12 protein-coding genes are annotated in these 26,379 nt (G+C 68.4%); 3 read left to right on the forward strand and 9 right to left on the reverse strand.

The genetic code is table 11. The annotated features are described in order from the left end of the window. Positions 1 to 107 precede the first annotated feature (107 nt). The 4 genes from VGC56_RS01630 to VGC56_RS01645 all read right to left on the reverse strand — a co-directional run bounded on the left by VGC56_RS01630 (position 108) and on the right by VGC56_RS01645 (position 4,862). Entirely contained in the window at positions 108 to 2,537 is a 2,430-nt protein-coding gene (locus tag VGC56_RS01630; protein WP_464122813.1) for an ABC transporter permease, read from the reverse strand. Positions 2,538 to 2,563: 26 nt separating this feature from the next. Continuing rightward, entirely contained in the window at positions 2,564 to 3,244 is a 681-nt protein-coding gene (locus tag VGC56_RS01635) for an ABC transporter ATP-binding protein (protein ID WP_464122814.1), read from the reverse strand. A gap of 19 nt (positions 3,245 to 3,263) precedes the next feature. Continuing rightward, positions 3,264 to 4,574 carry an efflux RND transporter periplasmic adaptor subunit gene (locus VGC56_RS01640; protein ID WP_464122815.1) on the reverse strand — a complete coding sequence of 437 codons (1,311 nt, stop codon included), beginning with the start codon at positions 4,572 to 4,574 and terminating at the stop codon, positions 3,264 to 3,266. A gap of 120 nt (positions 4,575 to 4,694) precedes the next feature. Further along, positions 4,695 to 4,862, reverse strand: coding sequence for a hypothetical protein (locus tag VGC56_RS01645; protein ID WP_464122816.1), 168 nt, complete (start codon positions 4,860 to 4,862; stop codon positions 4,695 to 4,697). A gap of 209 nt (positions 4,863 to 5,071) precedes the next feature. On the opposite strand from VGC56_RS01645, the gene VGC56_RS01650 reads away from it, so the two are divergent. Together VGC56_RS01650 and VGC56_RS01655 are read left to right on the forward strand one after the other, a co-directional pair. Then, a complete protein-coding gene (locus VGC56_RS01650; RefSeq protein WP_464122817.1) occupies positions 5,072 to 6,472 on the forward strand; it encodes a sigma-54-dependent transcriptional regulator in 1,401 nt (466 codons plus the stop codon). A gap of 234 nt (positions 6,473 to 6,706) precedes the next feature. Continuing rightward, positions 6,707 to 8,044: a sensor histidine kinase gene (locus VGC56_RS01655; RefSeq protein ID WP_464122819.1), complete on the forward strand. Its 1,338-nt coding sequence runs from the start codon at positions 6,707 to 6,709 to the stop codon at positions 8,042 to 8,044. Positions 8,045 to 8,050: 6 nt separating this feature from the next. Here VGC56_RS01655 and VGC56_RS01660 read toward each other — a convergent pair whose 3' ends face one another. After that, positions 8,051 to 8,485, reverse strand: a complete 435-nt coding sequence (locus VGC56_RS01660; protein WP_464122821.1) for an RrF2 family transcriptional regulator — start codon at positions 8,483 to 8,485, stop codon at positions 8,051 to 8,053. Positions 8,486 to 8,580: 95 nt separating this feature from the next. Here VGC56_RS01660 and VGC56_RS01665 point away from each other — a divergent pair, with 95 nt between their 5' ends. Then, positions 8,581 to 10,611 (forward strand): sulfatase-like hydrolase/transferase, encoded by a 2,031-nt coding sequence (locus VGC56_RS01665; RefSeq protein ID WP_464122822.1) that lies wholly within the window; start codon positions 8,581 to 8,583, stop codon positions 10,609 to 10,611. On the opposite strand, the gene VGC56_RS01670 is transcribed toward VGC56_RS01665, so the two are convergent. The 4 genes from VGC56_RS01670 to VGC56_RS01685 all read right to left on the reverse strand — a co-directional run bounded on the left by VGC56_RS01670 (position 10,608) and on the right by VGC56_RS01685 (position 26,315). Beyond that, the gene (locus VGC56_RS01670) at positions 10,608 to 12,530 is read right to left on the reverse strand and encodes an asparagine synthetase B family protein (RefSeq protein WP_464122823.1); all 1,923 of its coding nucleotides are present in this window, start codon (positions 12,528 to 12,530) and stop codon (positions 10,608 to 10,610) included. The genes VGC56_RS01665 and VGC56_RS01670 overlap by 4 nt on opposite strands. 1 nt (position 12,531) lies before the next feature. Beyond that, positions 12,532 to 12,825: a PqqD family peptide modification chaperone gene (locus VGC56_RS01675; RefSeq protein ID WP_464122824.1), complete on the reverse strand. Its 294-nt coding sequence runs from the start codon at positions 12,823 to 12,825 to the stop codon at positions 12,532 to 12,534. A gap of 56 nt (positions 12,826 to 12,881) precedes the next feature. Next, complete coding sequence (locus VGC56_RS01680; RefSeq protein ID WP_464122825.1) at positions 12,882 to 13,040, reverse strand: hypothetical protein; 159 nt, start codon at positions 13,038 to 13,040, stop codon at positions 12,882 to 12,884. A gap of 108 nt (positions 13,041 to 13,148) precedes the next feature. Then, the gene (locus VGC56_RS01685; protein WP_464122826.1) at positions 13,149 to 26,315 is read right to left on the reverse strand and encodes a tandem-95 repeat protein; all 13,167 of its coding nucleotides are present in this window, start codon (positions 26,313 to 26,315) and stop codon (positions 13,149 to 13,151) included. Positions 26,316 to 26,379: the final 64 nt, after the last annotated feature.

The raw sequence follows: 26,379 nt of genomic DNA on the forward strand, positions 1-26,379 counted from the left end.
CGGCCATTCCGATCGCGAGGCCGAGGATGTTGATGAACGCGAAGGTGCGATTCTTGATCAGCGCCCGGATGCCGACGATCATATAGTTGCGCAGCATGGCCTGGCTCCTATTCGTAACGGAGGGCGTGGATTGGGTTGAGCCTCGCGACCCGGATGGCATGGCCGGCGACGGTGCCGACCGCGACCGCGAGCGCGAGCAGACCGGCGAGCAGGAATGGCCCCGGAGTCAGCGCGATGCGCAGGTCGAACGTGTTCAGCCAGTCCCGCATCGCCCACCAGGCGACGGGCCAGGCGATGAGGTTGGCGATCACCACCGGCTTCGAGAATTGCCAGGCGAGCAGCCGCACGATGTCGCGGACCCGCGCGCCGAACACCTTGCGGATGCCGATCTCCTTGGTGCGGCGCTCGGCGGTGAAGGCGGCGAGGCTGTAGAGGCCGAGGCAGGCGATGAGGATTGCGAGCAGCGAGAAGCCGGCGAAGAGCAAGGTGCGGGCGCGCTCGGCGGCGTAGATCTCGCGGACGATGTCGTCGACGTAGCGTGCTTCGAACGGGATTTCGGGCTCGAAGCGGCGCCAGACCTTGTGCAGGCCCGCCATGATCCCGCCGGGATAGGCGGCGGCGTAGCGGACGAAGACCTGGTTCGTCTTCTCCGGATCGTAGGCGTAGACCGCCGGGTCGATCGCCTCGCGCGCCGTGCCGAAGCGGCTGTCCGCGACCACGCCGGCGATCGTCGCCGGCGCCATCGTCGCGCCATAGACGACTTGGATCGTCTCGCCGACGGCGGCCTGCGGGCTGCGGTAGCCAAGCTTCGCGGCGGCGGCGCGGTTGACCAGGACGTTTACGCCGCGCGCGGCGATCTCCGCGTCGGTGCCGGAGACGCGGTCGGCGGCGAAGCGGTCGCCGAGCAGCCGCCCGGCGAGCAGCTTGACGTCCATCGTCTGGAGGAACTCGGCGTCGACGCCGTAATAGAAGAGCGTGAAATATTGCGAGGGGCCGGCGCCGCGCACGAGGCGCGCCGTCTTCTCGGTCGACGCAAGCTCGATGCCGGTCCGGCCGACGCCGGTGACGCCCGGAATGGCGAGCATGGCCGCCCGCGCCGAATCATATTCGGCCCCCTGCGTGAAGCGCCAGGCGTTGCCGATCCGCACGACGCCGTCGCGCCGGAAGCCGGGGTCGACCCGCTCCACAAAGCGGGTCTGGGACCAGATGATGGCGGTGCTGGCGATGAGCCCGATGGCGATCGCGAACTGGACGACGACCAGTCCCGTCCGCAGTCGCCCGCTGCCCGGAGTCTCGGCCGATCCGCGGTTGCCGTGGAGCGCCGAGGCGGGGCGGAAGCGGCTGAGGTGAAAAGCGGGGTAGAAGCTGCCGGCCAGCGCGGTGCCGCCGAGCAGCGCGAGCGCGGGCAGCAGCATGCCGTCCCGGCCGACATAGGCGAAGCGCAGATCGGCGCCGAGCAGGTGGGCGAGCCACGGCGTCGCGACCTCGACCATGGCCAGCGCGACCAGCATCGCCGCCGCGCAGATCATGACATTCTCGCCGAGGAACTGGAGGATCAGCTGCCCCCGGGTTGCGCCGAGCACCTTCCTCAGAGCCACTTCCCGGGCCCGGTGCGCTGCGCGCGCGGTGGTGAGGTTGACGAAGTTCATCACGGCCATGCCAAGGGTCAGGAACGCGACGATGATGAAGGTCGCGAGCGCGCGCGGATCGCCACCGGGGACCAGCGCGCGGTCCTGCGCCGGGCCGAGATGCACGTCGCCGATCGGCACGAGGCTGAATTGGAAAATGTCCGCCAGCGTCCCCGGCTGGCGCTTCTCCCAGGCCGGAATGGCGGCGTTGATCGCCGCTGCGTTCGCGCCGGGCCTGAGCTTCACATAATGCTGCTGGTCCGCGGTGCCCCAGCCGCGCATGGCGGGTGGGACCTGGTTGAGGTCGCGGCGATAGAGGAGGCTGAGCCTGAGGCTCGTGTCGCGCGGGAGGTCCTTGAGGACCCCGCTCACCCGATAGTCCCGCTTGCCCTCGCCGGCGCCCAGGCTGAGGCTCTTGCCCAGGACCCTGGACGTGCCGAACTGCCGGATCGCCTCGCTCTCGGTCACGACGATGGAATTGGTATCCGGCAGAGCGCCCGCCGCGGAGCCCTGCGCGAACGGCAGGTCGAAGACCTTGAAGAATTCGGGATCGACCGTCTGGGCATCGATGAAGAGCGGCTCTCCGCGCTGCTCCGTCACCGTCTTGCCCGCCGCGATCGAGGTGATCGCTTCCACTTGCGGGAACCCCGCCGGTAAGGCGTCGTACAGCGGGAAGGCGCTGGCCTGCGACCGCACCACCTCCATGGCGGGCGGGCGGATCGTCGTCTGGACCTGGTAGATACGGCCGCTGTCGGCGATCCAGCGGTCGTAGCTCCGCTCATAATGGACGTAGCGGAGGATGAGGAGCGTTCCCGCGAGGCCGAGCGCGAGGCCGCCGACCGTGATCGCCGTGTAGCCGCGATCGGCGGTCAGCCGACGAAGCATCGCGATCAGGGTGTGGCGCCACATGGCCCGCTCCTCGCCCCCCTCCCCGTTCAGGCCGCGCGGCGGCGTTCGATGAGGATCTTGCCGTCGAGCATGTTGACGACGCGGCCGGCATAATCGGCGTGCGCCGGCGAGTGGGTGACCATGACGATGGTCGATGCTTCGCGGTTCAGCTGCTGGATCATCTTCATGACCTCCTCGCCATGCTGGGTGTCGAGGTTGCCGGTGGGCTCGTCGGCGAGGATCAGCTTCGGGCTGCCGACGAGGGCGCGGGCGACGGCGACGCGCTGCTGCTGGCCGCCGGACAACTGGCTCGGCCGGTGCTTGGCGCGGTGGGCGATGCCGACCTTGTCCATCACCTCGTCGACCCGGCGGCGGCGCTCGGCGGCCGGCACGTCATGATAGAGCAAAGCGAGCTCGACATTCTCGCGGACGGAGAGCTCGTCGACCAGGTTGAAGCTCTGGAAGATGAAGCCGATGTTGCGCTTCCTGACGTCGGCGAGCTTGCCTTCGGGCAGCCCCCCAACCTCCTGGCCGTCGAACACGTAGGAGCCGCTCGAGGGCGAATCGAGCATGCCGATGACGTTCAGCAGCGTCGACTTGCCGCAGCCCGACGGGCCCATGATCGCGACGAACTCGCCGTCGGCGATGTCGAGATCGATCCGGTCGAGCGCTGTCGTTTCGACGGCTTCGGTGCGGTAGACCCGCGACAGCTCGCGCATGCTCAGCATAATCAGAAACTCCCTTTCGTCAGCTGCCCAGGTTCAGCCGGTCCTTGTCGGCGAAACCGGTATAGGGTGAGGTGATGACCCGCTCGCCGGGCTCCAGCCCTTCGAGCACTTCGATACTGTCCTGGTTGCGGCGGCCGAGGCGGACCTGGCGCTTGACCGCGCTCTTGCCGTCCGGCGCGACCACGAACACCCAGGCCCCGCCGGTCTCGGTGTAGAAGGCGCCGTTGGGGATCAGCCTCGCCGAGGTCGGGTCGCCGAGCGTCAGCTTGACCTGCAGGGTCTGGCCGCGCTGGATGTCCTGCGGCTCGCCGCCCGTGAACCAGAGGTCGATCTGGAAGGTGCCGTTGCGCACCTGCGGATAGATTTTGGCGACCTTCGCCTTGAAGGTGCGGCCGCCGCTCTCGACCGTCGCGGTCTGGCCCGGCTGCACGCGGCCGAGGTAGAATTCGTCGACGTCGGCCATCAACTTGTTGTGCCCGGCGCTGTCGACCTGGCCGAGCCGCTCGCCGCGCTGCAGCGACTGGCCGACCTGGATCGAGAAGGAGGTGAGCTGGCCGTCGACCGGCGCGCGCAGGTTGAGCGCGTCGAGGGTCAAGCGGGCGATGGAGAGGCTCTGGCTGAGTGACGCGTTGGAGGCGCGCAGCTGGGCGAGCTGGCTGGTCTGGAGCCGCTCGTCCGTGGTCTGGCCGGTCCGCAGCACCTGCAGCCGGCGCAGGCTCGAATCGTAATCGTCCTTGCTGTCGCGCATCGTGCGGCCGGCGATGAAGCCCTTTTCCGCGAGCGGGCGTTGCATGTCGTACTGGCGGCGCGCCTTCTGGGCGGTGAGCTCGGCCTCGATCAGGTTGCGGCGGTCGCTGACCCGCGTCTGGGCGAGCGCCAGCTCCATGTTGCGCATCGAGTTCATCTCGCGCGACACGTCCGCCTGGCGGGCGAGGAGATTGTTCTGGAGGTCCGAATTGGAGAGCTCGGCGAGGAGCTGCCCCTTCTTCACCATCGCCCCGTCCTCGACGTACAGCTTCTCGACCCGGCCGCCCTCGACCGCGTCGAGGAAGACGGTGACGAGCGGCGTCACCCGGCCCCGCAGCGGCACGAAATCGTCGAAGCGCCCCTTGGCGACGGTCGAGATGGTCAGCCGGTCGGCGGCGATGGTCTGGCTGTTCCGCGCCGGCGCGAACCACCAGAAGAGGAGCAAAGCGAGGAGGACGAGCAGGCCCCCCGCGGCATAGGCCGCCCATTTCGGCAAGCCGCGCCTGGCAACCACCCGGTCCATGCCGCTGCCGCTCTGCGGGGCGCGGGGATTATCCACGGATTGCATGCTGACGACGCTCATGTCCCTGTCCATGCTCCTCAAGCAGCAAGGGCCGTGCCAGCGCGCCGGCGAGCGGGTCTGGTCGCGCAGCTGTGCCGGGCTGTCCGGAAACGGACACCATGCTGTGCGGAGCCGGACATTTCAGGCCGCGCTGCGGTCGCAAAGGGTGGCGAGCTTCGAGCCGCACGCGGCGGTCGCTGCCTTGCCGTCCGGCGAATAGCCGGCAACCGGCTCGAGCGCCGCGAGCGGCATAGCAAGGGCGATGGCCACGAACGCGGCGGCGCCGAAATAGGTGTTGGATCTGCGCATCGGTTTTCCTCTCGGCATGCGGTTGGACATGCTCGTCCGGAACCTCAGCATGGGCCGTGCCAGCCGCCGCAAAGCGCCGATTTCCGCCACTTTCGGCCGCAACAGACTCAGCCCTTTTGTCCGCATCCGGACGCCGCGCTGTCCGCTCCCGGACGCTGGTGGCACGATATTTGTTTGTCGCTCCCCGTCACCGGGTTAGGAGAAGAAGCGTGGGTCGGGAGGGAAACAGGTTCGCGCGGGCGATCGTCATCGACGACGATCCCGACATCCTGCTGTCGGCCCGCCTGCTGCTGCGCGACCTGTTCGACGAGGTGGCGACCTTCGAAGCCCCGGACGCGGCCGTCGCGTCGATGGCCGCGGATGCGCCGGACGTCATCCTCCTCGACGCCAATTTCGGCCGCGGCGCGACCAATGCCGCCGAAGGCTTCCACTGGCTCGCCGAGATATTGAAGCGCGACCCGCAGGCGGTGGTGGTGATGATCACCGCCCATGGCGGGGTCAACATCGCGGTCGAGGCGATGAAGCGCGGCGCGACGGACTTCGTTTCCAAGCCGTGGTCGAACGAGCGGCTACTCGCCACGGTACGGACGGCCGCCTCGCTGCGCTCCTCGCGCCAAGCCGCCGCCACGGAGCGCAAGCGCGCCGCCGCCATCTCGGCCCCGGCGGCGGGCGGCGAGACGCCGCTGCTCGGCAGCTCCGCCACGATGCGCCGCGTCTACTCGCTGATCGAACGGGCCGCGCCGACGGAGGCGAACGTCCTCATCCTGGGCGAGAACGGCACCGGCAAGGAGCTGGTCGCGCGCGAGATCCACCGCCGCTCGCGCCGCGCCGACGGCGTCATGGTGTCGGTCGACCTCGGCGCCGTCGCCGAGAATTTGTTCGAAAGCGAGTTGTTCGGTCATGTGAAGGGCGCCTTCACCGACGCGCGCGGCGACCGTATCGGGCGGCTGCAGGCGGCGGACGGCGGCACGCTCTTTCTCGACGAAGTCGGCAACCTGCCGCTCCACCTCCAGCCCAAGCTGCTGGCCGCGCTCGAGCAGCGCCAGGTGGTGCCGGTCGGCGCCAACCGGCCGGTGTCGATCGACGTCCGCGTCATCGCCGCGACCAACCTGGCGCCCGAGCGCCTGTCGGACGAGGGCCTGTTCCGCCAGGACCTCCTGTTCCGCCTCAACACGGTCGAGATCGAGCTCCCGCCGCTGCGCGAGCGGCGCGACGACATCCCGGTCCTCGTCGACCATTATGTCGGCCTCTATGCGAAGAAATATGGCCGCGCCGTCCGGGAGATCCCCGCGTCGGTGATGGCCGCGCTCGAGGCCTATGACTGGCCGGGCAACGTCCGCGCGCTTCGCCACGCCGCCGAGCGCGCCGTCATCCTCGCCGCCGACGACGCCTTCACGGTGGAGGATTTCTCCCTCTCCCGCGCCTCTACGCCGCGCACCGTCGCCGCCCCGCCCGCCGCGGCCCGCGACGACCTCAATCTTGAGCGCGCCGAAAAGCAGATCGTTGAAACGGCGCTCAAGAAGCACGCCTACAATATCTCGCTCGCCGCCGCGGAACTGGGCCTTACCCGGGCCTCCCTCTACCGCCGGATGGACAAGCATGGGCTGTAGAGCAAGACCTGCGCGCTCTCTGCCTCCCTGCCGCGGAGCGGCGGGGAGGGGGACCACCGAAGGTGGTGGAGGGGTAACTGGCGCGGCATCAGAGGTTCCCGCGCGAAACGGCGGCGGCAGGGTGCCAAGACCCCTCCACCACCTTCGGTGGTCCCCCTCCCCATCTGGCGATGGGGAGGCAGGAAGAGGCCGCGCCGGCCAAGCGCGAATGTCGTTGAGTCGTCGGGCCCGGTGATGCGGTTCAGAAGCCGCTTCGTCGCCGGCCTCTTGCTGCGCACGGCGCTGCTGCTCGGCGCCGTCCTCCTCTTCGTCCTCGCGCTGAATGCGCCGGGCCTCGCCGCTGCCCGCATCCTCGCCGCCGCCTTCTTCGCCTGGACGGTGTGGGGCCTGTGGCGCCACATCCAGCGCACCAATTTCGAAATCGCCCGTTTCCTTGAGGCGATCCGGTTGGGCGACCTTTCGCAGAGCTTCTCCCACCGCGCCGACGGCAGCGGCCTCACCGAAATTGGCGACGTGCTCGAGGCCGGAATCCGGGCGCTCCGGGCCGAGCGCCACCGGCTGATGGAGGCGGGACGCTTCCACGAAGCGGTGCTCGACGATGCCCCCACCGCCCTTCTCACCGTCGACAGCGAGGGCCGCGTCGAACTCACCAACAAGGCGGCGCGGCGGCTTTTCACCCGCCACCAAGGCGTGCGGCTGGCCGATTTCGCCGTCTATGGCGACGCCTTCGCCACCGCCCTTGCCGGCCGCACCGCAGGCCGCCCGCGGCTGGTGCCGCTCACCATCGATGCCATTCCGCAAAGCGCCATGGTCAGCGCCGCGATGGTCCACCGCCTCGGCGGCATGGTGCGGGTCTTCGCCGTGCAGCCGATCCAGGGCGAATTGAACGCCGTCGAGATCGCTGCCCAGAGCGACCTCGTCCGCGTCCTCACCCACGAAATCATGAACTCGATGACCCCGGTGACCTCGCTCGCCCAGACCGCGGCGGCGCTGATGGCCGCGGCGGACGACGGCACCAGCCGAGACGTCGGCGACGCCCGCGCCGCGGTCGAGACCCTCGCCCGTCGCGCCGACGGCGTCATGCATTTCGTCGAAAGCTACCGCCAGATCAGCCGTACGCCCGAAGTGCGGCGCAAGCTCATCGACGTCGCCCCGTGGGCGGGGGAGATCGAGGCTCTGTTCCAGGCGAGCGATGCGGCGGCGGGCGTCGCGCTCGCGGTCTCAGCGCCGGAGCACCTCGTCCTCGACGCCGACGCGGACCTCCTCTGCCAGGTGCTGCTCAACCTGCTGCGCAACGCCGCCGAAGCGGCGCGCGGCCATGCCGAGGCGCCCGCCGTCTCCCTCTCCTTCGCGCAGGCGCCGGGCGGGCGGGTGGAGATCGAGATCGCCGACAACGGCCCGGGCGTGCCCGAAAGCCTGCGCCAGGACGTCTTCCTGCCCTTCTTCACCACAAAGGCGAAGGGCACCGGCGTCGGCCTCAGCCTCGCCCGGCAGATCGTCCTCGCCCACCAAGGCTCGATCGCGCTCGCGAAAGCCGACGAGGGCGGCGCCCTGTTCCGGATCCTGATCTGAGCGGGATCAGCCCGCCGCGTCGAGTACGTCCGGCGGGATGGTGTCCGCGAGGCTGAGGCCGTCGAGAATCCGCGCCGTCTCGTCCCGCACCATCAGCATGACGCGATGGAGCCTGCACGCATCTTCGCTGATGCAATTCTCGCAGGTCTGGTGGGCGAAGCGGCTGGCGCAGGGGAGGAGGCCGAGCGACCCTCGGGTCAGCCGCACGATCGCCCCGTAGCTGATCTCCTCGGGCGGCTTGGCGAGCCAATAGCCGCCGTCGCGGCCGCGTCGGCTCGCGACCAGCCCCTCGCGGATCATCTGCGACAGCATGACAGTGAGGAATTTGGGCGGGATGTTCTGCGCCTGGGCGATCTCGGCCAGCTGCACCGGCCCCTCGCCATTGCGGTCGGCGAGGTGGAGGAGCGCCCGAATTGTATACCGGGTGCGTTGAGAAAGCATATCCGCTCCATGGACCGCCCGGTTGCAATTGGCAACGGGGTGGCGCGGCGCCGCTGGACTCGGCAGGGGCCCGTGCTACCCCCTGCGGGACCCGCATGACCGAGCCGGCACCCTCCCCCGCCCGTCGCGGCCGCCTCCGCAAGCGCTGGCATGCCCCGGCGCAGCTGCGTTTCGGTACCCGCCTAGTCGACGCCGCCGCGGCCTGCTTCTGGCTCCTCGTCCTGCTGACGCTGGGTGCGGAGGTGGTCGCCGGTCAATCCTGGTACCATGTGTTCGGCGCGACGATCTACAATCCCCTCGCGCTCGCGGATTTGGGCAGCCTAGCCCTCTTCGCGGTGGCGCTCGCGGTCTCCCACCTCGCCGTCCTCGGCGCCGCCTTTGCGGTGCTCAAGCGGCTCTTCGGCCGCCGCTGGGGCAGTCCTCTCCTCGGTTTCAATTTCCTGATTGCCGGGCTCGCGCTCTGGACGCTCCTCCTCCTCGTCCGGCGCATGGCGATGACCTATGCCGCCGACACCCCCGATCTCGCCACGCTGCGCAGCCTCGCTGGAGGCCATTTGCTCCAAGGGCTCGGCTACGTCCGCGGCGAAGCGCTTGCGCTTGCGCTCGCCGCCAGTCTTGCCACCGCGGCCTACCTCCTGCTGCGCCTGGTCCTGGATTTCGAGAGGGCGCCCCCGCCGCGCACCCGCCCCGCCTCCGCCGTTGTGGTGGGCGGAATTGCCGTGCTCCTGCTCTTCGTCGCGGCCCGCGTCCCGGACGTCTACGACGCGCTCGAGCGCTTCACGGCGCCGCGCTTTGCGTACCGCGTCCTCGACGCAGCAACGGATTTCGACCGCGACGGCTACGGCCTCTTCTCCAGCCTTCCCGACCCCGCGCCCTTCGACGCCCGGCGCCACCCCTATGCCTTGGACATCCCCGACGACGGGATCGACCAGGACGGCCTCGCCGGGGACTTCCACTACGACGCCCCTCCGCCCGCGCCTCCAGCGCCCCCGATCTTCCGGGGCCACCGCCGGCACGTCGTCCTCATCGTCCTAGAATCGACCCGCGCAGACGCGGTCGGCAAGGTGTGGCGCGGCGTGACCGTGGCACCGGCCCTCAACGCGCTCGCCGCCGCCGGCACCGCCTCGGGGGAGGCCTATAGCAACCAGGCCCATACGGCCGGATCGCTGAAGGTGCTGTTCGGCGGCGACGTCGAGCCGCTGCCTGGCGGCGGCTCCATCTTCAGCGACTTCCATGGGGCGGGGTACCGGGTCGGCGTCTTTTCGGGCGAGGCCGAGGACTGGGGCGGGACGGCCGCCGCCGCGGGCATGCGCGGCGCGGCCGACATCTACGTCGACGCGGCGACGCTCCATGCGCCCGGATCGATCCCGATCGCGCCGGGCGAGGACGTGCTCCGCGCCTTCGACCGCAGCTTCGGCAAGGCGGAGGCCTGGGCCCGGCCGAACTTCCTCTATTTCAACTTCCAGGCTCCGCACTTTCCCTATCAGCAGCCCGGCACCCGCCAACTGCTTCCCGGTCGCCCCATCGCCGAGTCCGAGATCCGGCCCGGCAATCGCGAGCTGGTCGAGAGTGCCTATTGGAACGCGGTGGCCAATGCCGACCGTCTCGTCGGCGCGCTGGTGGCGCGGGTGAAGCGATTGGGCGTCTATGACGACACCATCGTCGCCGTGGTCGGCGATCATGGCGAGGAGCTATTCGAAGAGGGGCATCTCGGCCACGGCCTGATGCTGAACGCGCGCACCACCCGCGTTCCGCTGATCCTCAGCCGCCCCGCCATCACGCTCCCCCGTCCGGTGGGCCTCGCGAGCGTCCGCACAATCCTGCTTCGAGCGGCTGGCGCGGATGTCCCCTCCCGCAGTGGTGGTCCGGTCCTCCAGTTCCTCGGTACGCTCGACCGCCCGTCGATGATCGGGATGGCCGAGGCGGGTGGAGCGATGACCACCTTGTCGCTGCGCGACGGCCGCATCGTCTCCACCGCGCCTGCCGCAGCGGGACGTTATGCGTCTCTTTCCGCCAACAGTCCGCTCAAGACGAAAGGGGACCGCTTGGCGACGCTGTGGGCACGCGCGCGGTGGGAGCATGTCCTGGCGCTCCGCGCCCGCTCCGGCGCCGCATCGCCGCCTTAATTGCTGCCCAGCGCCTTGCGCAGGAAATGCCCCGTCGAAATCCCCCGAAGCAGCGCCATTCGGTACTGGCCCTCGACCTCGTGACTGGCCCAGCCGCCCTCCGGCCAGTCCTCGACCAGGCGGCGCAGGCGCTCGGTGTCGAAGATGCCCTGAGCAGCGGCGAGTTCGGCCAGGCGTTCCACCTGCTCGCGTGCCTCTCCCTGCCCGGCGCCCAGACCTTCATACCAGTCGGCGGCCTGGAGCCCCTTGCGAGTCTCGTCGAGAACGACGGTCGGCAGCCGGTCCGAAAAGGCGCCGCGGGCGAGGGCGCGGATGTGCCCGCCGCGCAGATATTGCGCCATCGGGATGGAAAGGCAGAGCTCGATGAGGCCGCGGTCCGCCGTCGGATCGCGCATGTCGATGCCCCAGCCGCCGAGAATGCCCTTGTGATAGGCGCCGCCGTCGGTCCGTCCGAGCGCCCACAGCCGTGTGGCGTAGGCGTCCTTAGAGGGCCGGTAGGCGAAATCGTGCGCCGCCTCCGCCGCCTCCGCCTCCAGCCCCGCGGCCGCCGCCGGATCGAGGGCAGAATAGGCGCCGAGGTCGAGCGAGCGGCCGCGCCAGCGGTGGATCGCCAGCCACAGCCGCGACGGCAGATACGGCCCGAGCGCGTGCGCCGCGCTGCTTTCCAGCCGAATGCCGTTGCGCCGGAGCGCCAGCGCCTCGCGCGCGAGCTTCACGAGCCGCCCCCTCCGCAGCAGCGCCGGCAGGCGCTCGAAGCCGTTATAGCTGAAGCTCAGATTGCCCATCTGGCCGGTGAGCAGCACCGACAGGCCGCGCCCCTTCGCCAGGTCCAGGATCGCGTTGCCCCAGACGTTGTTGCACAGGTTGAGGACGGGGCGATCGTAGAGGAAGGCGTTGCGGTCGAGCGACTCGAGCGGTGAGCGCCCTGCGGTGCGGACGAGGACGTGCTCGATGTTCGGATAAAGAGCGGCGACGGCGGCCGCGTGCGCGCCTTCGTCGGCGAAGCGGCCGGGCCTCGCCTTTGCCTCAAACCCTTCCCGGGGGACCGAGGTGAAGGCATGGACCTGACCCTCTGCGGCGAGGAGGCGCGCCGCCGTGGCGGTGACCGCGCTGCTGTCGAGCCCGCCGGACAGGTGGCTCGCGACGGCGGTGCCCGCGCCGCGCAGGCGGACGGAGACGGCGCGGTCGAACTCCGCGCGGACCGCCTCCTGATACTCTCCGGGGTTCTTCAGACGCAGCGTTCGGCGCGGCGGGTTCCACCAGCGACGCACCTCGACGCCGCTGCGTGTGGCGATGCACAGGTGGCCGGGGGGAACGCGCGCGATCCCCTCGAACAACGTATCCCCCCCGCTCTCCGGAAGCAGAGCAAGCAGCCGCGCGAACGCATGCGTGTCCGGCGCGCGCGGCACTTCGGGCAAAGCGTGCAGTCCCTTCGGCATCGAGGCGAAGGCGAGGAAGCCGGCGCCGACATGGTAATGAAGCGGCCGATGGCCGATGGGGTCGCGCGCCAGCAGCAGCCGCTCACGCTGGGCATCCCACGCAGCGAAGGCGAAGTCACCGGAGAGCCGGTCGATCGCCGCCTCCTCCCACCGCTCGAGGGCGCGGCTCAAAAGCGTGGCGTCGGCGAGCCTTGCCGCTTCGGCGCGATCGACGCCGAGGGCTTCCGCGAGCCCGTTGCGATTGTCGAGCCGCACGTCGGCGACCAGAGTCCAACGGCTCCCGCCTGCGGTGGCCGGCCCGCGATCGAAAACGTCCTCGGGAAGCAGGCGGAACAGCCGGCGGCCGAGCGCAACGTCGCCGCTGCGGGCAATGACCGGCGCGGCAGGCGCGTAGATCGCTTGGGCCTTCAGCATGCGTTCGGCGGCGCCGGCCGGATCCACACCCGATCCGTACGCCCAGAAGCCGGCGAGGGCGGTCACGTCAGGCGGGCTGCGGGGCCGGCCGCAGTTCGACGAGGCCGTCCGCCTCGAGCTCGCGCAGAAGCGCCAGCAGCTCCGTCTCGCACGTCTCCGGATCGACGTCGAACTCGGCGGTCAGCGCGTCCCGAAGGGCGCCGATGCGGGCCGGCGTTTCGATCAAGGACCAGATGCGGGTGGCGGTGGCGTTGAAGCCGTAGCAGGTGCCGTTGTCGACATGGAGGCCGACCAACTCGCCGTCCACCTCCGTTTCCAGCAGGCCGGGGCGGCGCAGGACCAGAAAGTCTTCACCGAGCATGAGATGTGTCCGCTAGAGGGTCGCGCCGCGGACCGCGGCCCCCGGCGCGTCGCAGATCAGGAAAGGCTCGACAGGGGTCCGTCGACGGTCGAGCGGGTGCCGACCTCGGCTGCCCCGGCGCTGAGGCGAATCACCGACGGCGCCGTCCAGAGGCGGGGCGCAACGCGGCTTTCAAGAGAATCGCTGGTGCGAAGCATGTCTTTGTTACGATTCATCAAACTGGCTCCCTTTGCGCGGCCCTGTAAAGCCGAGCCGCGCGCGCGATGCAAGCCCCGGTTTCTTCGGCGGGGATGGCGCCGCTGTTGTGGCTCAAGCTCCCCTCATCACAGAACGAAGTCCGTGGTGACGATCGGATGGGCGGCAATGGTGTGTACGACGATGGTGATGTCGGTGATGCCGTCGCCGTTCACGTCGCCCTGCACCGTCCAGACGTCATGGGCGGCATCATATTCGGCCCTCAGCTCCCCGGCATGGTTCGTGAAGGTGCCGGAGCCGATGAAGGTGAAGGCCTGATCGCCCGCCTGGCTCGTGTCGGCGTCGATCTGCGAGAGATCGATCTTGTCGCCGAGCGTGAAGTCGGTGATCCGGTCGACATTGGCACCGATCGACTGGCTGACGTCCGTAAAGGTGAAGACGTCGTTGCCGCCGCCGCCGGTCAGCGTGTCGGAGCCGAGACCGCCGAAGATCAGGTCGTTGCCAGCTCCGCCGATCAGCGTGTCGTTGCCGCTGCCGGCGAAGATCTTGAAGGCGCCGTCAGTCTCGGCCGAACCGTTGAAGTAGAAATCGCCGATCGTCTGGACGCCGTAGATGTTGAGCGTCTTGCCGGCGGCGACCGCGGCGTCGTTGGTCTCGATATGGTAGACGTTCGGATAGGGGTTCGCCACATCGCGCGGATCGCCGCCGTAGAGGACGATCGTCTGGATGTTGACGAAATTGCCCCCCAGCGTCCCCAGCGCCGACGCGGCGGAGAAATTGTAGCTGCCGTCGAGCCCGAGCTGGTTCTGGGCCCCGCCGCCGCCGTCGACGAAATCGGCCTGGCTGAATTTGCCGGGTCCGAAATAGAAGCCGTCGCTGCCCGAGCCGCCGACGAAATGGTCGTTGCCGAGGCCGCCGTACATGACGAAATACCCATGGGCTTCGGCCGATCCGTCGAAGGTGGCATTCTCACCGACCTGCAAATTGCCGGCGTAGATCGCCATCTTCTGGTTGGTGGCGAGATTGCCGTCCTTCCAGGTGATGTCGTAGCCGGTCGGGGTGGCGGTGAGGCTGGTCATCAGGCTCAGCGTCTCGACGTTGACCATATTGCCGCCGAGGATGGTGACGGCGCCGCCGGCGCCCGTATAATTGCCGCGCAGGCCGACAGTGTCGATGCCGGCGCCGCCGTCGACCTTGTCGTTCTGGTCGTAGGCAGTGCCGAAGTAGAAGGCATCGTTCCCGCCGAGGCCGAAGCCCGAGTCGGAGCCGCCTTGCGTGAAGTCGAAATAATCGGCGTTCGGCGTGCCGGTGACGGTGTCGTTGCCGTTGCTGCCCTCGAGGTGATCGGCGGCATTCGCAACGCCGCCGATGTCGACGGTGACGGTGGCCCCGTTCCCGCCGACGAGGGTGTAGGTGAAGTGGTCGGTCGCCGAGGTGTTCGAGGCGCCGCTCTCCCCGCCGGCCGGCGACGTCAGCGTGTCGAACTGGTGGTTCGGGTTGTAGGTGAACGTGCCGTCGGCGTTGAGCTTCAGCGTTGCTCCCGACGCCAGCACGATGGTCTGCCCGACATTCGCCGCCGACCCGTTGACCGTCGCAACCTGGAGCGGCGGACCGTCCGTGTCGAAGTCGTTGGCGAAGACCGTGCCGCTGGCGATAGTCGCTTCGTCCGTGCTGACGAGGTCGTCCTGCGCGACCGCCGGGTTGTCGATCCCGGTGACGTTGATCGTCACCGTCGCCGGGACGCTGGTCGCCCCGTCACTTTCCGCCAGCGTGACCGTGACCGTGCGCGTCAGCTCCGACGGCGCGTCCGAAATGTTCTCGTAGCCGATGTCGGCGAGCACCTTCTCGGCTATCGTCGGCGTGGCATCGGCGGTCAGCGTGATGACGAGGTCGGAGCCGCCGGTGCCGCCGAAAAACGTGCCGACCAGGCGGATGTCGCTGTTGCTGTAATCGTACGGGTGGGCGGCGCTGCCGTCCCCGGTCACGAAGCCGAACTGATAATAGATGCTGCCTTCGTCGACGTTGATGTCGCCGGTGTGAAGTATGCCGTGATCGATGACGATCAATTGGTCGTCGCTCGTGCCGTTGGAGGTGAAGGAGAGGGTCAGGACCCCGTTCGCATAATTGGGCGAATCGACGTCGGTGACGGTCGTCGACGGGGCGATGAGCTTGACTGGATCGCCTTCCGTATAGCTGATTGAGTTCGACGTGCCCGCCGCGGCGCCATTGAGGTCGACGAGGGGGGGATCATTGACCGCATTGACCGTTTCATTGAGATCGACGGTGCCTGCGGACCAGGCTGTGGTGCCGCCGGTGGCGCCGGCGACGGAAAGGTCGATGTGCGCCCCGTCGGTGATCGACACCGTATCGTCGGCCAGATGGACGGTGAGCTGCGGCGCGGCGCCGTTATAGTCGGGCGCCGGATTGAAGCGGATGGCGGTGCCGGCACTGAGCGTCAGCGCGGAGGAGTCGCTGACGGCGCCGATGTCGGTCCACGACGCGCCGTTCCAATATTGCCACTGGCCGATCGACGGAGTGGAGGTGTTGCCCGTGACGGCGATGCCGCCCATCGCTCCGGCCGAGGAGCCGCCCGGCACCTGGTCGGCGGCGTCCGAATAATGACCGCCGAACAGGAAGCCGACACTGTTGCCGGTCGCGCTCGGCGTGTCCTCGTCGATCGCCGGCGCCATCTCGGTGGTGCCGTTGACCACCACCGGTGCGTCGTTGATGGCGGAGACGACGATCGTGCGGGTCGCGACCGTCTCTTCGCTGGTGCCGTCGCCGGTGAGTCCCGGATCGCTGCCGTTGTAACCCGCGTCGTTCGCCGTGACGGTGAGCGTATCCTGACCGTTGTAATCCGGGGTCGGCGAATAGGTGAGGCCGTTGACGGCGGTGAGGGTGGCGTTGATCTCGTTCTGCGTCGCCTGAACGGTGATCGTATCGGCGGACTGCGCGATGACTTCGCTCCCGTCGATGCCGCCCGCGACGTCGGTGCGGATATCGAGCACGCCGTGGGCAACCTGGAAGGTGACGTAGATCTTGTCGTTCGCCGGATCCGCGTCGGGGTCCGAGACGGACATGCCGCTCAGCCACGCCTGGTTGGCGTCCTCGCCGGTGCCGATCGTGCCGCCGAGGTCGACGACCGGGGCGTCGTTCAGGCCGGTGACGTCGATGCCCTGCGTCTGGGTCGCGGTCAGCGCGCCGTCGCCGAAATAGCCGGTGTGGTGGCCGTCATTGAAGGTCAAGGTGACCGTGCCGGTGGCGTTGGGGACGTCGTCTCCGGCGATGGAGAAGGTGAAATCGTCGACCAGGTCGTTGAGTGTCGCCGGCGTCGCGGCGCTGGTCAGGTTGGTGATCTGGAGATGGGTGGTGCCGAAGCCGGTGATGTCGCCGATGGCGACGTTGCCCGGGCCCATCAGGGTGTAGGTGCTGTTGCCGTTGTCGTGGATCGTGAAGTTCGAGCCGGGCTTGAGGTCGATCTGGCCCGCCGTGCCGGTGACGGCGATGTCGATGCTGCCGGTCGAGAAGTTGGTGGGGTTGTCAGGATCGCTCAGCACCACGCCCTGCAGGATCGCCACGGCCGGGCCGTTCTCGGTGAACGAGACGGAGGCGTCCGTCGGCGCGCTGAGCTGCGGCGCGTCGTTGGCGGCCGTGACGTTGTAGGTCGCATTGGCGCTGGCCGAGCCGCCGTCGCCGTCGGTCAGCGCATAATGAAGCGTGCGCACCGCCGAGGATGGATCGTCCGCGGTGAAGACGACGTTGACCGCCTTCGTCACCCAGCTCGCTGCGACCGGCGTCGCGTTGGCGTTGAAGGTGACGACCAACGGAGTCGTGCTGTCGCCCGGGGTGAACGTGCCGACGACGACGTTGTCGAACAAAACCTGGTTACCCGACGTGGTGACGGTGTGCACGTTCCCCAGGTCGGTGTAGCCGTCGATGATCTCGATCTGGTCGCCGCCCTGGCCGTTGGCCGTGAGCGAGACGGTGAGCGTGCCGGTGTCGAAATTGGCCGAATCGACGTCGGTGATGACGGCGTTCGGCGCGATGCTGCCGGCGCCGGTCGGATCCTGCTCGAACAGGCCGTTGTTCGTACCCGTCCCCGGCTGCGTCGAATCGAGATCGAGCACGGGATTGTCGTTCACCGCCGTCACGTGAACCGTGCTGTGCGCCGTGGTCGAGCCGCCATCGCCGTCGGTCAGGACGTACTGCATCGTGCGGTCGGCCGTGTTCGGATTGTCGCTGGTGTCGATATAGACCAGCTGGTGGATCAGGGCCGTGACCATCTGCGGCGTGGCGTTGGCATTGAAGCTGTAGGTCTTCGAGGTGAGGGTGCCGCTGCTCGTCGCGAAGAGGACGCTGCCGTAAAAAATGTTGGAGCCGCTGAACGAGATGGCATTCGCCGTCTGGCTGTTGAAGCCCACGAAGCCGACCCGATCCTCGCCAGCGACGGCACCGGAGGAGATGCTGAAGACGAGGCTGCCGCCGGCGAAATCCGTGCTGTCAGGGTCGGTGACGAGCGCATTACCCGGTCCCGGAACCGCGAGCACGTGAACCGTGCCGCCGCCAGCGTTCGTGTCGGTGTACACGACCGGGTCGTTCTCGATGAACGACACCGCGTCGCCGTCGAGGTTGGCGATCGTCGGGCTGTCGTTCACCGGGATCACGTTGATGTGGTCGGTGAAGGAGGCCGTGCCGCCCGCACCGTCGGTGAGGGTGAAGGTGACGGCGTGGTCGCCGCCGATCGGATTGTCCGAATTGTTCACAAAGCTGAGGTCGGCGATCAGCGCCTGGATCGCGGCCGGAGTCGCGTTGGCGTTGAGGTCGAGGGTGTAGCCCTGCGCATTCTGGGTAGCCTGCGCAAACACGTTCCCCTGATAGGAGACGGCGCCGGTGCCCGAATTGTAGGTGATGTCGGGATCGCTGCCCAGCACGATGGCGTCGCCGGTATCGGGGGACGCATCGGCGATGACGAGCTTGCCGCCGTTGAAATTGGCATTGTCGACGTCGCTGACGGCGATGGTCCCCGTGAACGCGTGCGGCGCGTCGTTCTCGGTATAGCTGAACGAGGTGCCGGTTGCGGCGAGCACCGGATTGTCGTTCATCGCGGTGACGGTGTCGCCGAGATCGACGGTGCCGGTCGAGTAAGCGGTAGTGCCCCCCGTCGCCCCGGCGGCCGAAAGGTCGGCCGTGGAGCCGGTCGGGATCGAGCCGGCGCTGGCGTCGACCAAGTGCACCGTCAGGGCCGGGGCGGCGCCGTTAAAATCCTGCGCCGGGTTGAAGCGAAGCGCCGTCGATGCGTCGAGCAGCAGCGCGCTGCCGTCGGAGACGGTGCCGACGTTCACCCAGGCGGCGCCGTCATAATATTGCCATTGGCCGGTGGTGCCGGAGGCGTCGTTGCCGGTGACGGCGACGCCCGCGAAGGCGTCGGCCGAGGAGCCCCCCGTGACCTGGTCGGCCGCATCGGAATAATGGCTGAGGAACAGGCTGGAGACGGTGTCGCCGGTCGCGCTCGGCGTGTCTTCCGCGATCGTCGTCGCGGTGGCCGTGGTGCCGTTCACGACCGTCGGCGCGTCGTTGATCGGCGCGACGGTGAGGGGGATGTCGATGGTGCCGGTGTCGCTGCCGCCGAGGGCGGTGCCGTCGCTGTCCTTGGTCGAAATGTGGAGCGTGTCGGTCCCGTTGAAATTCTCTTCCGCCGCATAGACGAGGCCGTCGAGCGTCGCGTTGACGTCGGCGAGGGTGCCGGTGACGGTGACGGTGTCGGTGCCCGAATTGCTCACCAATGCGGCGCCGCTTGCGGTCAGCGCGATGGTGCCGTGGCCGACGGTGAGCGTCGCGGTGTACGGCGCGCTGCCGTCGACATCGGTGATGACGATGGTGTTGAGGCCCGCGCTCGAGAAGCTGATCGTGCCCTCTTCGAGCCCGCTGCCCGCGGTCGCGCCGCTATAGGCCGGCGCATCGTTCACCGCGTTGATGTCGAAGGTGATCGTGTTGGGCGACTGGTCGGTGTCGACGCCGCCATTCGCGGTGCCGCCATCGTCCTGCACCTGGAAGGTGAAGCTGGCCGCGCTGGTGCCGTTGGCGTCCTGCGCCGGCACGTAGACGAGGTGGCCCGCCGCGATGTCGGCGGCGGAAACGAACTGGCCCGTGGTAATCGCCGTGCCGAGCGAGCCGGTGCCGGCGCCGTCGAGATCGAGGTAGAGCGTGCCCGTGCCGGCGGCCGGCAGGGTGGTGATCTTCACCGCCTGCAGATTGTCGTTCTCGAAGCCGTTCGCGCTCGCGCTGAAGCCGAAGTCCGAGGTCTGGAGCGCGTAGGCATTGTCCTCGTTGATGGTCACGGTCTTGTCCGCGCCGACCGGCTCGTCGTTGACGGAAACGACGGTGAAGGTGGTCGAATAGTCGCTGTGGTCGGTGCCGCCATGGGCGGTGCCGTCGCCGTCGGTCAGGGTGATGTTGACCGTGCGGGCGCCGCCGATCGGCTCGCCGGCCTGGTCGCCTGCGAAGACGTGGCGGACGAGCTCCTGGACGGTGGCGGGGGTCGCGTTGGCGTTGAAGGTGACGGTGAACGTGCCGGTATAGGGGAAATCGAGATAGCCGCCCGAGGCGGTGCCGATGTTCACGCCGTTGACCAGCACGTTGTTCGACGCGTCGATCTCGAGCACGCCGTCCTGGTAGATGCCGATCGAATCCTCGCCATTGTAGTTGACGATCGAGACGACGAGGCTGCCGCCGTCGAAGTCGGTGCTGTCGATGTCGGCGACCACTGCGTCGCCGCCGACGTCGATATGCATGTCGCTGTTCTGGTCTTCGTTCTGGGTGTTGGTGTCGCCGTCGAAGTTGGCGATGGTCGGCGCGTCGTTGGTCGGCTGGACGGTCAGCGTCTCGGTCGCCGTCGAGGTGGCGCCGTGGCTGTCGGTGATCGTGTAGTCGAACGAGGCCGGGCCGCTATAGTCCGCGGTCGACGTGAAGGTGACGGCGTGGGTGGCGGCGTTGTAGCTGACGGTGCCGTGCTGGGCGTTGCTCGCGCCGGTGACGTGGATCGTGTCGCCCGCGTCGGGGTCGCTGTCGCCGGCGAGGAGGGTCGCTTCCGAATAGACGGTCGCCTCGTCCTCATAGGCGTCGGCGAGCGCCTCGCCGACCGCGACCGGCGGCTGGTTCGAGACGTCGACGTTGAGCGTGTAGGTGTGCTGGGTCGGATCGAGGTCGACGCCGCCATTGGCGGTGCCGCCGTTGTCCTGGACCTGGAACTTGAAATTGTAGGCGTTGCCCCCGGTCGCCGGGTCCGTCCAGTAGACGAGCAGGCCGGCGGCGATGTCGGCGGTCGAGACGAACTGGCCGACGGTGACGGCGACGCCGTTGTCCGTCAGCGAGCCCTTCACCGGCAGGCTGTCGATCTTGACGGCCTTGAGGTTGTTGTTCTCCGCGTCGGTATAGCCGTTGGTGAACTCCGCGACGGTGAACGCATGGGTCGCGTTCTCGACGACGTGGAGCGACTCGTCGGCGCCCGACGGCGCGTCGTTGACGGGCGTGAACGTGACGGAGGCGTCGGCCTGGGTCGATCCGCCGTCGCCGTCCGTGACGGTGAAGCTCAACGTCCGCGCACCCGCCGGCGGCGTGTCGGAGATGTTGATGGTGTTGACGCGGTGGATCAGCTCCTGGACCGCAGCCGGTGTCGCGCTGGAATTGAAGTTGATGATCAACGGGTTGCCGAGCCCGGACGAGGCGATCGTCCCGATCACCACGGTATTGTAGTAGATGTTGCTGCCGCTGACGCCGATCTTGCCGCCGCTGGCGAACTGGCCGCCTTCGTCCGATACGAAGACCGAATCGGAGCCCGTCACGGCCCCGCCATAGCCGACGGTCAGCGAACCGCCCGAGAAATCCGGGGAATCGATGTCGATCAGCGTCGCATTGGGTGCGGGGAGGACCAGATTCTGCTCCGCAGTCGTCACCGCGACGCCGGTCCCGGCGGTCGTGCTGTCGAGATCGAGCACGGGCGCGTCGTTCACCGCGGTCACGGTGAGCGAGGCGGTGGCGGTGCCGGTCCCGCCGTGGCTGTCGGTGATCGTGTAGCTGAACGAATCCGGCCCATTGTAATTGGCGTTCGGCGTGTAGGTGACGGTGCCGTTGCCGTTGAGCACGGCGGTGCCGTGGGCGCCGTTGCCGACCGAGGTGATCGCGAACGTGTCGCCGTCGGCGTCGCTGTCGTTGGTGGTGAAATCGCTCGCCGCATAGGTGACCGGCGTATCCTCGTTGGTCGCGGTCAGCGCGTCGTTGACCGCCGTCGGCGGCGTGTTGGTCTGGAAGCCGAAGTCGAGCGTGTTGTTGGTGTCGTTGCCGGCGCCGTTGGTCGTCTCGGTGTCGAACGCGAGCGTGATCGCCTGGCTGGCGACATCGGTGCCGACGAAGCCGCCGTTATTGTCGTTGTCGGTGTTGTTGTCGGGATCGAGCGGGTTCGCATGGGTGACGAGCGTGTTGAGAGGCTGGCCGACGGCGAAATTGGCGGCGGGGATGACGGCGACGTAATCGCCCGGCGCAAGGCCGGTGAACGTGTAGAACCCGCCGCCGGCCGTCGTCGTCGTCGCGACGAGCGCGTCCGTGCCGGCGTCGTAGACGCCGTTCGAATTGCTGTCGACGTAGAGCTTGACGGTCACGCCGTTGATGCCGGTGTCCCCGGCGCCGAAGTTGCCGTCCTTGTCATTGTCCTTGAAGACCAGATTGCCCAGCGTCAGCGTCGCCTCGGTGAGCGCGGCGGTGGTGATGGTGCCGGCGCTGTCGGTGCGCGTGGTGTTGAGCCTGCCGATGGTCTCGCTTGCCGTAATCGGCGTGGCGAGGCCCTGCCAGGTCATGCTCGACTGGCCGCTGAGCGTCGGCGCCAGGCCGGCCGCGAAGCTGTTGACGGTCGCGCGGTAGCTGATGTCGACGTCGGTGTTGGCGGCGAGGCTCGGGAGGGTGACCGGGGCGAGCGCGAAGGCTTCGTGGTCGATCGCGGTGCCGTTGGCCGCATTCACGTCGGCGCTGGTCGGCAGGCGCCGCTCGCTCGGATTGACGTAGCCGTACATGAGATCGGCGGTGGCGAGCGGGCTGTAGAGATCGCTGAGCCCGATCTGGTGGCCGAGCTCGTGCTCGAGGACGGTGAGAAGGTCGATATGGCCGGCGGCGGCCGAGCCGGCGGCGGCGGCGAGATCGCTGCCGGTGCCGGTGAACTCGTTATCGTCGCCCGGCGTGGCGTCGACGAACCAGCCGTAGCCGGCGCCGTTGGTCGAGATCTGGACGTGGCCCGGGGTCGAATCGCCGACTTCGAGGCCGGCGATGTTGCTGATTGTGACGGTGACCGCCTTCATCGCCGTGACCTGCTCCGGCGTCGCGCCGGCGAGCTCCCAGCGGTGGATCGCCGCCGCGACCATCTGGTCGAGCGCGTCCTGGGTGAGGGCGGAGGTGACTTCGGTCGGCGGGGTCGTCGTGGTGGAGCCCGTACCGGCGCCCGTATCGCTGCCGGTGCTCGTACCGATCCCAGTGCCGGTGCCGCCGGACGTGCCGCCGGTGCCGCCGGTGCCGCCGGCGCTGTCGCAGGGATTGGTGGTGACGCCGGGGTCGCCGACCGGCTTGGTCTGGACGAAATCCTGCCAGCCCTGGCCGATGTCCGGCGCCGTCGCCGTCAGCGGGACGGGAAGCACGAACGCCTGGTTCGTCACGCCGATGCCGTTGAAGTTGACGCCGCCGCCGGCGCTCGCCTCCGGGCCGGTGAAGACGTTGCCCTTGCCGGTCAGGTAAGCGGCGATCGAGGAGTTGCTGGTGTTCGGCGAAGGCGAGATGCCCGGCATGTAGAGGACGCCGTTCACCGAGTTCGAATTGTCGAGATAGATCGCGTCGCCGGCGGTGGTGCCGGTGTTGTCGATATGGTTGTTGAAGATGTTGAGGCCGACATTCCCGTAATTGCCGGTGCCGGCGACCTGGGTGCCGATCGAGCCGCTCATCACGGGGCCGGGCGCGATTTCCTTGAAAATATTGTTGCTGACGGTCGCCTCGACCCGCGCGATGCCGGTCGAATCCTGCGCCGCCGAGCGGACGTTGAAGCCGAGCGCGCCGCCCCAGTCCGCCACCGTGTTGGTGTCGAACTTGATGGCGTAGGTCATGTTCCCGCTGTTCAGGAACTTGGAATCGATGCCGCCGAAGAAGGCGCCGCCGTTGAGAGAGGAGCGCTGCGCGATCGCGCTCTCGTAGGTGCCGTCGGGCGTGCCGAACGTGTTGTTGGTGATGACGCCGGTGATGGTGCCGGCCGACCCGTTGAACATCGCGTAGATGTTCGCGCCCTCCGAGCCTTTGAACGTGTTGTTGTCGATCGTGTAGTGGACGATGCCGTTGGCCGCCGTGTTGGTCGACTGGAGGCTTCCCGACACGCGCACATTCGCTGCCCCCGACGTCTGCGTCTGGGTGTTGGCGAACGTGTTGCCGGTGATGCTGATGTTCTGGACGGTCTGGTCGCCCGAGACGATGTCGAGGTTGGTATCGTGCGACCCGTTGTACGTCACGCCCGTGGACGCGAAGGTGAGGTTGGTGGTGCCGCCGGTTTCGACCAGCACATCGTTGGCGCCTTGGACGCCCGCGTCGGTGTTGTTGAACACCGCCTGGTGGGCGGCGCTGTCGTTGATCGTCATCGTGAGCGCGGCCGAGCCGTAGTGGAACACCGCGAGGTTGTGGACCCAGCCGCCCTGGATGGTGTCGCCCGAGAAGAGAACCGTGCCGGACAGGCCGGAATTCGTCGTGCTCTGGGTGCCGAAGCGGATCGCACCTTCGATGAAGCCGGTATTGCTGCCGAAGGTGCCGGTAAGGTTGCTGTCCTTCAGCGTGAAGTTGTTCACGCCCTCGCCGCGGATGCCGAAATTGGTGAAGGCCCCGGTGAAGTTCAGGTTCGATAGGGAAACGTTCGAGACATTCTCCATGTAGATGCCGGTGCCGGTCGTCGCCGCGGCGCCGGCCGATGCCGCGTCGCCGCCGCCGATGGCATTGAAGACGCCGCCCGAGGCCGCTGTCGTGCCGGTGCCGGTGACGACGAACTGGCCGCCCGCGCCGGTATTCTTGAGGAACACGCCGGTGCTCGTTCCGCCGTTCGCCGAAACGTCGTGCAGCGTCACGTTCGCGGTCACGCCGTCGATGTTGATCGCGCGGCCGCCGACCGAGGCGATGCTGTTGTTCGTGCCGGTGATGTTGAGTGCCGCCGCACCGGTGGTGGTCGAGGTGGCGTTGAGGCCGGTGCCGGTGGTCGTGTCGATGTTGAGGTTGCCGCCCGACAGGTTCAGCGTCGGGCCGGTGCCGGCCGTCGTCGTGAAGTCGATCGCGTTGTTGGCGCCGGTGGTCAGCGTGACGGTCGCGTTCGAGACGTTGATGACGCCGCTGGTGTTGCCGGTGATGCTGATGCCGTTGGCGACGCCGCCGGTCGCCGAGACGGCGCCCGAGACGTCGATCTGGCCGGAGGAATGGCCGCTGATGTCGAGGATGTGGCCGCTGGTGGTCTTGGTGAGGCTGGCGGCGACGTTGACGGCGCCGCTGCCGTTGACGACGTGCAGGTCGATACCCGTCGGATCGTTGGTGTTGCCGATCGTGCCGCCGCCGATCGTGACCCCGTTGGTGGCGCCGGTGATGACGACGCCGTCGCCGCCGACATTGTTGATGTTGACCGTGGTGAAGGTCACCGCCCCGTTCGCGCCGCTGAGGTCGATCGCGTCGCCCGCGATGCTGTGGGTCGCATCGCCCAGCGTGGCGCTGGCGAAAGTGAAGTTGGCGGTCGATCCGTTGGCGATATGGATGCCGTCGGCATTCTGCGCGGCGACCGTGCCGCTGGTGCCCGCGACGGTGACGGCGCCGCCGTTGAAGGTGCCGCCGTCGACATTGTCCAGATTGATGCCGTGCGCGTTGGCGACGGTGCCGCTCGCGTTGATGGTCGAGAAGGTGACGCCGCCGGCGGCGATGGCCGTCGCCGACATATTGACGGCCGCGCCTGTGGTGGTGGCGATGGTGCCGGCCGTCACGGCGAGCGTTCCGCCGGTGGTGGTGAGGGCCGCGCCGCCGGCGCTGGTGACGGCAAGGCTGGCGAAGCTGGTGTTGGCGGTACCGCCGAGCGTCACGCCGGCCGTTCCAGTTGCGCTCGTGTCGACCGAGGTGGCGCCCTGCAACGAGGAGACGAGACTGCCGGTGACCTGGATGCCGCCGCTCGCCTGCGTGCCGCTGATGGAGGTCGCGCCGGCGATGGTGAGGTTGCCGCTCACGCTTTCGAGATCGATCGCACCGCCGGTGGCGGCGCCGCTGAAGCCGGTCGAGGTCGCGCTCTTCAGCGCGACGTTGAGGTTGCCGCCCTGGTCGATGTCGAGGATCTGGCCCTGGCCGCCGATCGCCATGTGGTTGATGGTGAGGTTGCCGACCGTGGCGCCGCCGTCGGTGAGGCCGGTCGCGGCCGCGGCAGTGCCGGTGAGGTCGACGCCGTCGATCGTGTTGCCGCTCGCCAGGGTGATCGCGCCGGCGCTGTGATTGATGGTCGAATCGGTGCCGGCGTTGGTGATCTGGTGGCTGTTGACCGAGAAGGTGCTGCCGTCGCCGTAGAGGATCTCGCCCGCCTTCATCACGAAGGCGGCGGCGGTGGTGACGGTGCCGTGCAGGACGACCGTGTCGTTGGCATGGTCGACCGTGGTGACCGAGGCCAGGGTGTTGAACGGGTTGGCGAACGTGCCGTTGCCGCCGCCGGCCGCACTGCTGTCGACATACCAGACGAGGCCGGTGACGCCGAGATGGACGGTGGCGCTGCCGACGAGGCCGGTGCCGTCGCTGATGGCGTAGCTGAAGGCCGCGGTGCCGGTGTAGCCGGCGGCCGGCGTGAAGGTGAAGCTGCCGTCGGCGCCGACGGTGACCGAGCCGGCGGTGAGCGCGTTGTTGGCCGCGTCATGGACGGTGATGGCGCCGCCGATGCCCGTGCCGTTCACCAGCGCTACCGAGAGGCCGGTGCTGGTGTTCACGTTGGCGCCGTCGCCATGATAATCGTTGGCGAGCAGGCCCTGCGCGGTGCCGAAGGTGATGGGGGTGTTGCCGGTCAGCGCATAAGTGTCGCCGGTGGTGACGATGATCGTCCCCGGGACGTAGGTCGTGTTGGCGGTCAGCGTGTCGTTGACCACCACCGTCGTAAGCGGCGTCGCCGTCGCGTTGGTGATGACGATCTGGGTGAGCAGGACGTCGCCGGGGCTGACTTTGGCGTCCCCGTTCGAATCGTTGAACAGCGACGAGAAGCGCGAACCGATGACAGCCATGTCGAAAAACCCCTCTGGGGACTCGGCCACGCTCCATCAGCGCGCAAGTCACCCCCGAAAGAGG

The sequence above is a fragment of the Allosphingosinicella sp. genome, assembly GCF_036403745.1.
Lineage (GTDB): Bacteria > Pseudomonadota > Alphaproteobacteria > Sphingomonadales > Sphingomonadaceae > Allosphingosinicella.